The following is a 10,524-nucleotide window of genomic DNA, read 5'->3' on the forward strand; positions in this document are numbered from 1 at the left end:
ATCAAAAACAGCAGGTCGCTTGATTCTCATACACCAGATTTGACTATAGCTCCCAATATAGACCTCACACCGCGCTTGACGACAAAACGCCCAATGAGTTCTACTTCGATAACCTGCCTGCAATGCAAAATACAGCGTAGGCATTAACGCGAGATTTCCACTTAAAATATGGGAAAAACTGTCCAATCAAGTGTGACCACCTCTCACAACTCTATATCGAAGGCCGAACTCCCCTTATCATAGATTTTTTTATTGATGCAGCAGGCGGGATTATTGGTATCATCCTGATCAGGATTTTTTATATGAAAAATAATTCTGATAACGCCTTCTACTGACTTGCAAGAGTTTGTATTTTAACTTGCTCGCTGTTTAATAGATAAAGTCATGACAAGAAAAATGATACTAAAAAACACCTAAACAAATGAATATATGAAATGGAAATAACTACTGACATCTATCATGGCGACAGTGCAGAACAATTAAAACTGCTTCCCGATGATTCTATTGACCTGATCATTACATCGCCGCCTTACGCAGATCAGCGCAAAAATACTTATGGTGGCATTCACCACGATAAATATGTGGAATGGTTTTTACCAATTTCGGCGCAGCTTTTGAGAGTTCTAAAACCAACTGGAACTTTCGTGTTAAACATCAAAGAAAAGGTAGTTGAAGGCGAACGCAGCACTTATGTAATCGAGCTCATTCTAGAAATGCGTAAACAAGGATGGCTATGGACGGAAGAGTTTATTTGGCATAAGAAAAATTGCTATCCTGGAAAGTGGCCTAACCGTTTCCGTGATGCTTGGGAGCGACTTCTTCAATTTAACAAAAATAGAAAATTCAATATGTATCAGGAAGAAGTGATGGTTCCGATGGGTAATTGGGCAAATTCAAGACTAAAAAATCTTTCTGAAGCCGATAAAACTCGGGATAACTCAAAAGTTGGCAGTGGATTTGGCAAAAATATTTCAAACTGGCTTTACAGGGAGAAGGCATATCCAGCAAATGTTTTACATTTAGCCACAGAATGTAACAATAAAAATCATAGCGCAGCTTTTCCTGAAGAATTGCCTGAATGGTTTATCAAACTTTTTACAAAAGAAAATGATAGAGTACTTGATCCATTTATGGGTTCTGGAACTACGTTAATTGTTGCAAATCGAATGAAACGAAACTCAGTTGGTATCGATATCATTTCTGAGTACTGCGAAATGGTAAAAAAGCAATTAAAACCCGTTGAATTATGCCTCTTCGAACCTAAGGCGATTTATGAAACAGTTAAACCTAAAAGACGTATCACTATACGTTGAGGAAAATATTGGAATTTTCCATCAGAAACGTATCCAAAGCCTTGACAGATTAAAACTGTCGCAAGTTATCAAACGAAAAAACCCTTATCTGTTTAAAGCAAAAAATGTGCTAACCGCTGAGCAAATAATAAAAGGCTTGGTGGATGCACATATCTCGTCAAACGAGGAAACCATTTTTGGCGACTGGCTGGAGGGGCTGGCTATTTTCATTAATGATAAAGTTTATAATGGTCGCAAATCAGGCATAACAGGCATCGATCTTGAATTCGATAACAACAGTATTAGAAACATTGTAACGATCAAATCCGGACCGAATTGGGGTAATAGTTCACAAATAGCGAAAATGGTGACGGACTTCAAGACTGCAAAAAAGACTTTGAGAACCAGTAACTCGCAATTGAACATCGTTGCTGTAAATGGGTGCTGCTACGGCAAGGACAGTAAGCCGGATAAAGGAGATTATTTCAAGTATTGCGGGCAACGTTTTTGGGAATTTATATCAGGAAACAACGAATTATTCACAGAAATAATTGAGCCGCTCGGACACAATGCAAAAGAAAAAAATGATGACTTCGCAAGATCTTATGCACAAATGATTAATAAATTCACAAAGGAATTCTCAAATAGCTTTTGCAGGGATACAGGAGAAATTGATTGGGAGGGATTAGTTCGATTTAATTCTGGAATATAATCCTAGCAAATTCTTTTACTCAATACTTCACCTGCACGCGATAATTAACTAACGCAGATCCTTCCGCAGGCACCTCTACTTTCCACTCGGCCATATTGCTAGCCGGTTTACTATGCGGCTGGTTTTCTGCAATGATTTTCCAGTCCCCAGGGATAGGTTCTTGAACAAGCACCGTAACCGCTTCCTTTTTCGCATTCTTGAGCGTAATCTCATAAGCGCTCTCAAAACGATTAATATTATTATTTCCAGAGCTTAACTGTTTAAAATCGGTTTGTTTTTTGGCTGCTGTGACATCAAACGATTGTCCCAGTTTCAAGCGCACGACCTCATTGATCGGCGTGTGATCGAGCCAATCTTCACCGACGAACTGTGCATTATTCATTTTATCGCGCTTATACACGCGCATTGTGCCTTTGGGCAAAGGCACGCCTAACCGCACCGATTCTTTATTGTCAAATTGCACAAATACACTTACTTTTAGTTTCTGCCCGAGATCACCATAGCTGGAAGCATAGTAGTAATCGTTACCAATCAAAACAAGCTCCTTACGCACGGGCACGTTGACAGCGTTGAGCAATGCAACTTGCTTGGTTTGATTTTCAGCCAGAGTCGTCGGTCTATTCAGATTGTATAAGTGATATTCCATCAGAGATTCCTGATGCATTGATACTTCCGCAACATCAAACGTAGCTTTGCCTTGCATTGCCATGGGGGTGGCAAGCTCCCGCTGTACCCGGTTAATGTCGCCAGCTACCAATTGCAGTTTTGCCTGGGCGTAATGGGTGCCGCTGGTATTAGTCAACGTGACCCAGCCGGACAAATCCATTTGATCATCTGCGTCATTCAGCTCTGCAACATAGTCGGCTTTCCAGGACAAGCCGGTTGTCAAATAGCTAAGCTCTAATTCCTGCGCTGCGGAATTGTTACGATTGCCCTGAATCACCAGCGTAGGGCGGTCACGCAAGTTATTTGGCACATTCTCAAAAACAATGCGGCCGGGAATGCCTGTTTCGATACGATCGGCCATTTTTAATACAACGCCCCCGCTGGTAGCCAATACCACTGCATTTTCCCTGCCTTCTACACCGGTTACCGGATTGACTTTAATGATTGTCACCATTTGTCCAATATATTTGTTGAGTAAGTTTTGTGGCGTTAGCAAATCAAAATTGAAATTCTGTTCAACTACCATAATACTGCCTGGATGATTGACACTGCGTAGCAATGCGGTTTCCGGTCGTATTTGCGCACTGACATCGCGCCATGCCAGATTAAAGTCTCTGTTGACGAGATCAATTTGGCGCAAATCCTTCACCAGGGCCAAGTCATTGTTGTAAATGGTAACCGCCACTGATTTCTGCTCTGAAAGGGTACTCAGTTGCTCTTCAGTTTTGGCATTTGCCACCGAATCACAAAAGAACAGTACGCAGCTAATGGTCAACAAAACTTGGCTTGAGATGCGATTTAAAGGATTTAAAGTATTCATGACATGAAAAACCTAAAGACGGGTTAAATGTGAACCCAATTAATTCGATCCGTAAAAGTGACTCAGACTTCTCTTACAGGAATGCGCCAGATATAGAAAGCTAAAATACTTCCAATCACAAGTAGCATGATCTTTTGCCATAGCTCGGGAACGATTAAAATAGAACTGCCGAATGATAATGACATAAGAAAATAGACCCAGCGTTTGACGCGATATGGGATACTGTGATAAATATTCCATTCGCGAATTATCGGGCCCGCTATCCGATTTTCCAGCAATTTACGATGAAAGCGCTCTGAACCACGCGCGAAACATGCAGCTGCCAAAAGCACAAATGGCGTGGTAGGCAACACCGGCAAGATCGCTCCTAACGCGCCCAGCAACAACGCCAGAAAACCAGCGCTCAAATACAGGATACGTACAACTGGCGAGTCATGTAAACATAACAAATCGGCCACTTGCTCGGCTGCAACTTGCCGTTCGTTCTGGTTTACTTTTTGCTGCTCCGATGCATGCATTTTTAATTGAGTAATGTGGTTCGAAAAAATATTTATTGGTAAACTTAATTAAGTTTGATTCAAAAAGCAACCATCATTTCAACCGGCTGCAGATAAGGATTTATGTTAGCAGTTATAATATCTACAGGCTAATTATTCATATTAACCGGATTCTATATTATTTTTGAGGAAATTATGCGTAATATCAAAACACTAATAAATTTAAGCTTCGTACTGTTCGCGTTACTAATGCTATCTCACGCAGCATTTGCTTATAAAGAGCATGCGGCGGCAGATGGTTCCGAGTTGCAAAAAATTGACACCAAAGTCGGCACGGGCGAAGAAGCAGAAATTGGAAAGACGGTCAATGTACATTATACCGGATGGCTTTATGATGAGGATGCGCCTGAGAAAAAAGGCCCCAAATTTGACAGCTCTCATGATCGTAAAGAACATTTTTCATTCATGTTGGGTGCCGGGCGCGTCATCAAAGGATGGGATCAAGGCGTTCAAGGCATGAAAGTCGGAGGGCAACGCACGTTAATTATTCCGCCATCGATGGGCTATGGTGCACGAGGTGCCGGAAACATCATTCCACCGAATGCTACCCTGATTTTTGATGTAGAACTGATTGGTTTTAAGAAAAATGCACATTATTAAAATTTGTTTTTCATTCAACCGTTAGACAAATATTGTAAATCGAGCTATTGAGTAAGTTATTTTGTTGTTTCCGCAATAGCTCATTTGTCCTTCAATTCTTAAATCCATTTGGTCGCTGCGGATTTAATCTTCGCTCCTTGAGAGCAGCGAGTTGCAAACCCGTCAACCTAAAGAACATGCCTCGCCGGTTGTGGCGAGGCGCTTTAATCAACCTGAGCGTTTCATAATCAACTAAGAATGACAGGAACTGCTATGACTACGACCATACCGCAACGCTTCATTCGGCACAAACGTCTGAGCATCAGTCTCGGCGTGATAGCGATTTTTATTATTTTGTTGGCAGCGCTCAGCTATTTCTGGTTGCCCGGATACGCAAAATCTCAGCTTGAGATACGTCTGTCCGAACTGTTGCAACGCCCCGTCACAGTCGCTTTGATTGAAATCAAACCGCATAAGCTAGAGCTGATCGTGCATGGTTTTCAAGTAGGTGTAAAAGCTGATACTGGCGAATCAAGTGAATCGCTACTTTCCTTTGATAGGTTTTATATCGATCTCAGTATCGAGTCGCTAAAGCAACGTGCGCCTGTCATAACCGCAATTGCTCTAACAAATCCTAAATTTAGTTTGATTCGAGAAACAAAGGATCAACTGAATATTTCTGATTTACTGGAAAAATTCAGCCAACCCTCGGATGAGGAGGAAGAAGAGGATCGTGCCACGAAATTCTCGATCAGCAACATTACGATCCAGGGGGGGCATTTTGAATTTCTTGACCGTCACATGCAGACTGATCATCAAATTACTGAAATTAACCTAGGCATTCCAATTATCGCTAATTTTGAAAGTGCAATAACACACTGGGTAAAGCCACATTTCAGCGCAAAAATTAATGAATCGCCTTTTTCGTTGGAGGGCAAACTGCGCCCATTCGCCGTTCCACAGGAAGCAACCTTGGCGCTTAAATTCAATAAAATCGACTTATCCGGGTTTGACCGATATGCGCCCTTGCCCCGGGGAATCAAACTTCTTTCAGGTTATTTCGACAGTGATTTGCTCGTTACATTTACACAGCAGCCGGACCAAGCGCCCGCTATTACGCTAACCGGCAATACAGCATTGCGGCAATTAGCCATAAAGGATAGTACGGTAGCGGCACCCTATCGAACTGATGTAAAAAAACTGGACATCGCACTGACCCAGGTAGATTTGATGCGTGAGCAACCATCACAAATTAAATTGAAAATGGACCAAGTCGAATTAACGCGCGAAGGCGAAAGTGAACCTGCATTATCGCTCGCTCAACTGGCTATCGACCGCATTCTGATCAATATCAAATCGCGCCGGATTGCTTTGGATGAAATAGTTCTGGATCGCCTGAATACAACCTTACGTCGGGAATCTGACGGTGAAATTGACCTGACCCGAATGTTTGAGCCTACCAATACACAAGTGCAGACTCAAACGCAGACTCAAACACCAGCCAAAAAAACTGAGGTAAAAGCGCAAAAAAATATACCCATCCCGGGCAGAAAACCGGCTTATCCTGATGCCGACGGAATCAAAGTAGCCGAAAGCAAAGCAATCCCTAGTGATCCCGTTGCTCCACCTACGTCTGCGAACAAAGAAGCGCCTACCAACAATAACGAGACGCAGTGGACTACTCAAATCAAACGCATAAAACTCAATGAAGCTGCACTGCGTTACGAAGATCTCACACTGGAAAAGCTTACCCCGATGGTTGTTAAGAGCCTGAATCTCACTATAGATAACGTTGACTTGAGTGGTGCTACGCCGTCGAATCTTGTATTAGAAGCTAAAGTCAATCAACGCGGTCAAATCAAAGTCGACGGTTCGTTGGGCTGGGCGCCGCTTGTGGTGGATTTAGCGCTTAATCTTGATGACGTTGATCTGGTGTCCTTGCAAGGCTGGGGCGGTGACAAATTGACTGCCTTACTAACCAGTGGTGATATTTCCTTTAGCGGCACGATCAAGGCTCAGGGTGATCCACTGAAAATGCAGCTTGGCGGACACGGAAATCTAGCCAATTTCAATGTATTTGACCCAAAAACTACGCGTGACCTGCTGCGCTGGAAGGAACTGGATATCAACGACCTGAATTTTGTTAATGAACCGCTCCGTGTCGATGTAAAGGCAATAAAATTAAACGATTTTTATGCACGCGTAACAATCCGGCCAGACGGCAGTCTCAATCTCAAGCATATCGTTCGACAGGATACTCCACCAGATACTGTCGAAGCGATCGCCGATGCTTCTCCTCCTGCGGATACTCAGCCAACTCAGCCTCCACAAACAGCACCCGTTCGGATTGATAACATCTTCCTGCAGCAAGGCAGTATTCATTTCAATGACCGGTTTATTAAACCAAACTACCACGCCAAATTATCTGCGTTGTCAGGCCAGATCGGCCCATTGCAAACCGGAAAATCCGGGAAAATTGATATACAAGGCATGGTCGGAAAAACCTCACCGTTGAAAATCAGCGGATCGATCGATCCATTCGGTACTGAATTGCAAATGGATATCGTGGCAAAAGTTAAGGATATTGATTTGCCGCCGCTCAGTCCTTATTCGGAAAAATTTGTTGGTTATGCAATTGAAAAAGGTAAGCTGTCGGCAGATGTTAACTACCAAATCGAGAATGGTGCTTTATCCGCTGACAACAAAATATTTCTGGATCAACTGACTCTCGGCGAAAAAGTCGATCGCGAGGATGCCGCTTCCCTGCCGCTTGACCTTGCGCTCACCCTGCTTAAAAACCGCCGCGGTGAAATTGACATACACCTGCCGCTCAAGGGATCGATTAATGATCCCGAATTTAACCTTGGCGACATTATTTTCAAGGCATTCTTAAACCTCATCACTAAAGCGATTACTTCTCCTTTTGCATTACTGGGTGCAGCATTTGAAGGTGGCGAAGAATTATCTGAAATTACCTTCACTCCGGGTTTTGCGACTATCGAAGACGAATCCCTGCAACGTCTGCAAGCCTTGGCCGGAATTTTAAATGACCGCCCGTCTCTGGAATTGGAAATTTCCAGCCACGTTGACCCTGTCGCGGATCATGAAGGCCTGAAACTCGCCATACTGCAAAACAAAGTGAAAGCACAGAAGTTAGCCGAGGATATCAAGAAAGGCGTTGCCAGCACCACTCTTGCGGATGTGATCTTAGCTCCGGAAGAATATAGCGAATACCTTGAAATGGCCTATAAAAAAGAAACCTTCGAAAAACCCACCAATCTTATCGGGTTAACTAAAAGCATTCCTGATGCCGAAATGGAGCAACTGATGCTTGAGCATACCGAGATACATGATAATGACTTGGAGGTACTGGCAGAAAACCGCGCCAATGCGGCACGCAACTGGCTGATCGAAAATGGCGAAGTTGCCAGCGACCGGATATTTATCATCAGTCATGAAGCAGAAGTAGACGACCAAAAAGCAGGTAGTCGGGTTGAGTTTTCATTGAAGTGAGATCGGCTTCAAGTTTTGCAGTCGCTCTTTGTTCATACATTTCCGGAACAGATGGCGTTTTTCTTCGGTTGTATGACTTTATTCTGAGCGAATCGGTTATAGTAAACTATTCATACGTTGCAAACCAAAAAAATCATACCGATGAAAACCATCCAATCCAAGACGCCACGACCATTGTTCACATTTTCCCGGCAACTGCCCTGGGTGCTGGTACTGGGCTTTCTGATCTGCACGCAGACTCATGCTGCGGAAGAATTCAATATCAATCCGGATGAAGCTCCCGATGCCTGCAATGCAGACCTCGCGCAAATCAGGGTAACCGTCAATGGGGTGCAACCAGGTGGCGTGCTGAACGTTGAGTTATACCATGACCCGGAGCATTTTCTGTTCAAGAAAGGGCGCACACGCAAGGTTCGCGCTCCGGCGACAGAGGAACCGCAGAAAGTCTGTATCAATTTGGAACAGCCCGGCACCTACGCAGTATCGGCTTATCATGATCTGGATGGAAACCGTAAATTAAGAAAACGATGGAATCTATTGCCGAACGAACCGTTTGGCTTATCGAACAACCCTGAACAGCAGGTTGGCTTTCCGAAATTCAGCGATTCGGCATTCACGACCACCAACCTGGGTGCGGATATCGTGATTGATCTGAAGCAGCCCTGATCCATCATCTCATGCGCATGCTACTGACTCTATTTTCTTTGCTGGCGGTTTCGTACCTTGCATTGGTTTTATTGATCTATGTGGGTCAATCTCGTATGGTGTATTTCCCGGACAAGCAACTCAGCAATACGCCGGCAATGTTCGGTCTGGATTATTCATCGGTGAGCATCGCCACTGCTGATGGTGAAACACTGCATGGATGGTGGGTGCCCGTGCCGGATGCCAAAGGCACGGTATTGTTCTTTCACGGCAATGCCGGAAATATTTCGCATCGCATTAATTATCTGACCATGTTCAGCCGATTGGGTTATAACACCTTATTGTTTGACTACCGAGGTTATGGCCAGAGCAGCGGAACACCGTCGGAATCCGGCACTTATCTGGATGCCGAAGCTGCTTGGCAGCATTTGACCGTGACGCAAAAGATTGCATCTGAGCAAATTGTATTATTTGGCGAATCGCTCGGTGGCGCTGTGGCGGCTTGGCTAACCACCCGCGAAAAACCCGGTCTGCTGGTGCTAGCTTCGACGTTTACTTCGGTTCCCGCTCTAGCTGCACAAATATATCCGTTTCTTCCGGTACGCTGGATCAGCCGCTTTGATTACAACACGCTTGAATCACTGCATTCGGTGACTTGCCCGGTTTTTATCGCGCACAGCCCACAAGATGAAATCGTCCCGTTTCAGCATAGCCAGCAATTGTTTCAGGCGGCTTCCGAGCCGAAACATTTCTTAACTTTGGAAGGCGGTCACAATAATGGTTTCATATTTATGCAACCCACGTGGCAAAGAGCTCTGGGCGCATTTATGGATCAACATCTGAACTCCCCATTAAAATTTTCACGGTAGCTTACCGATGACCCGCGAATCACAAATTCTTGATGACGATCAAGCCATTTCCGATCTAGCACTGCGCGTTGGAGAAGCCCTTGAGCAGCGTGAATGGATGCTAGCAACAGCCGAATCCTGCACCGGCGGTTGGGTTGGTCAAGCGGTCACCACCGTAGCAGGCAGCTCAGACTGGTACGAACGGGGATTTATCACGTACAGCAATAAATCCAAATGCGAAATGCTGGGCGTACAACAAAGTACGCTAGATCAATTTGGTTCCGTATCGCCACAAGCGGCGCAAGAAATGGCTATCGGCGCACTCCACAGAAGTCATGCGCAAATCAGCGTATCGATTACCGGCATTGCCGGACCCGACGGCGGGACAGCCACAAAACCGGTGGGGATGGTGTGTTTTGCGTGGGTCAGCAAGGATGGCCCGGTGCAACAGCAAACCCATTACTTCACAGGTGATCGTGAAACCATCAGGCATTCAGCGGTAACTACTGCCTTGCAGGGCATATTGGATTTGTTGGATAACGCAATTGCGGTAGCGTGACAGTCCTTGCACAGGCCATTCTCCGTTTTTTTACGTACCAGTCGCCGTTGTGATAAGTGAGACTTTCGCCACCAGCACGTTAAATCATATCCAGCTTAGTTTGATTCAAAATAGAAAAACCCGGGAACTGGCGCTTCCAAGTTTTTCTATTTTGAGCATAGCTGGTTACAGTTTCGCCAGGACTTGCGCGACGGTTTGCCCCATCAGTGACGGTGTGGGACAAATCGTGACGCCGAGTTCTTTCAGTATCTCGACTTTTTCTGCTGCGCTTTCTCCGGCGAAGGAGATGATCGCGCCTGCAAAGCCATAGCGTGCAAACCATCTTGGCATTAA

The 10,524-nt window shown here is 44.7% G+C and carries 10 protein-coding genes; 7 read left to right on the forward strand and 3 right to left on the reverse strand.

Annotation, left to right across the window (positions count from 1 at the left end):
- Nucleotides 1–434: 434 nt before the first annotated feature.
- Both QZV86_RS02365 and QZV86_RS02370 read left to right on the forward strand, forming a co-directional pair.
- Nucleotides 435–1,313: a site-specific DNA-methyltransferase gene (locus tag QZV86_RS02365; RefSeq protein WP_295623675.1), complete on the forward strand. Its 879-nt coding sequence runs from the start codon at nt 435–437 to the stop codon at nt 1,311–1,313.
- A complete protein-coding gene (locus QZV86_RS02370) occupies nt 1,273–2,004 on the forward strand; it encodes a PmeII family type II restriction endonuclease (RefSeq protein ID WP_295623676.1) in 732 nt (243 codons plus the stop codon). The genes QZV86_RS02365 and QZV86_RS02370 overlap by 41 nt, the downstream gene beginning before the upstream one ends.
- A gap of 19 nt (nt 2,005–2,023) precedes the next feature.
- Here QZV86_RS02370 and QZV86_RS02375 read toward each other — a convergent pair whose 3' ends face one another.
- Nucleotides 2,024–3,490 carry a DUF4139 domain-containing protein gene (locus QZV86_RS02375; protein WP_295623677.1) on the reverse strand — a complete coding sequence of 489 codons (1,467 nt, stop codon included), beginning with the start codon at nt 3,488–3,490 and terminating at the stop codon, nt 2,024–2,026.
- 62 nt (nt 3,491–3,552) lie between these two features.
- Nucleotides 3,553–4,008, reverse strand: a complete 456-nt coding sequence (locus tag QZV86_RS02380; protein ID WP_292919493.1) for a YbaN family protein — start codon at nt 4,006–4,008, stop codon at nt 3,553–3,555.
- 174 nt (nt 4,009–4,182) lie between these two features.
- On the opposite strand from QZV86_RS02380, the gene QZV86_RS02385 reads away from it, so the two are divergent.
- The 5 genes from QZV86_RS02385 to QZV86_RS02405 all read left to right on the forward strand — a co-directional run bounded on the left by QZV86_RS02385 (nt 4,183) and on the right by QZV86_RS02405 (nt 10,191).
- Complete coding sequence (locus QZV86_RS02385; RefSeq protein ID WP_295623678.1) at nt 4,183–4,647, forward strand: FKBP-type peptidyl-prolyl cis-trans isomerase; 465 nt, start codon at nt 4,183–4,185, stop codon at nt 4,645–4,647.
- A gap of 252 nt (nt 4,648–4,899) precedes the next feature.
- On the forward strand, nt 4,900–8,139 hold the full coding sequence (locus QZV86_RS02390) for a DUF748 domain-containing protein (RefSeq protein ID WP_295623679.1): 3,240 nt from the start codon (nt 4,900–4,902) through the stop codon (nt 8,137–8,139).
- Nucleotides 8,140–8,280: 141 nt separating this feature from the next.
- Nucleotides 8,281–8,805, forward strand: a complete 525-nt coding sequence (locus QZV86_RS02395) for a DUF2141 domain-containing protein (RefSeq protein WP_295623680.1) — start codon at nt 8,281–8,283, stop codon at nt 8,803–8,805.
- 11 nt (nt 8,806–8,816) lie between these two features.
- Complete coding sequence (locus tag QZV86_RS02400) at nt 8,817–9,653, forward strand: alpha/beta hydrolase (RefSeq protein WP_295623681.1); 837 nt, start codon at nt 8,817–8,819, stop codon at nt 9,651–9,653.
- 7 nt (nt 9,654–9,660) lie between these two features.
- Entirely contained in the window at nt 9,661–10,191 is a 531-nt protein-coding gene (locus QZV86_RS02405) for a CinA family protein (RefSeq protein WP_295623682.1), read from the forward strand.
- 165 nt (nt 10,192–10,356) lie between these two features.
- Here the strand turns inward: QZV86_RS02405 and QZV86_RS02410 are convergent, their stop codons facing one another.
- Entirely contained in the window at nt 10,357–10,521 is a 165-nt protein-coding gene (locus QZV86_RS02410) for a hypothetical protein (protein ID WP_295623683.1), read from the reverse strand.
- Between the last annotated feature and the right edge of the window lie 3 nt (nt 10,522–10,524).

It is taken from the genome of uncultured Nitrosomonas sp. (assembly GCF_902826915.1).
Lineage (GTDB): Bacteria > Pseudomonadota > Gammaproteobacteria > Burkholderiales > Nitrosomonadaceae > Nitrosomonas.

Coding starts and splice junctions, on each gene's coding strand:
- QZV86_RS02365 (WP_295623675.1), top strand. CDS start 435: ATGGAAATAACTACTGACATCTATCATGGCGACAGTGCAGAACAATTA.
- QZV86_RS02370 (WP_295623676.1), top strand. CDS start 1,273: ATGAAACAGTTAAACCTAAAAGACGTATCACTATACGTTGAGGAAAAT.
- QZV86_RS02380 (WP_292919493.1), bottom strand. CDS start 4,008: ATGCATGCATCGGAGCAGCAAAAAGTAAACCAGAACGAACGGCAAGTT.
- QZV86_RS02405 (WP_295623682.1), top strand. CDS start 9,661: ATGACCCGCGAATCACAAATTCTTGATGACGATCAAGCCATTTCCGAT.
- QZV86_RS02385 (WP_295623678.1), top strand. CDS start 4,183: ATGCGTAATATCAAAACACTAATAAATTTAAGCTTCGTACTGTTCGCG.
- QZV86_RS02375 (WP_295623677.1), bottom strand. CDS start 3,490: ATGAATACTTTAAATCCTTTAAATCGCATCTCAAGCCAAGTTTTGTTG.
- QZV86_RS02410 (WP_295623683.1), bottom strand. CDS start 10,521: ATGCCAAGATGGTTTGCACGCTATGGCTTTGCAGGCGCGATCATCTCC.
- QZV86_RS02395 (WP_295623680.1), top strand. CDS start 8,281: ATGAAAACCATCCAATCCAAGACGCCACGACCATTGTTCACATTTTCC.
- QZV86_RS02390 (WP_295623679.1), top strand. CDS start 4,900: ATGACTACGACCATACCGCAACGCTTCATTCGGCACAAACGTCTGAGC.
- QZV86_RS02400 (WP_295623681.1), top strand. CDS start 8,817: ATGCGCATGCTACTGACTCTATTTTCTTTGCTGGCGGTTTCGTACCTT.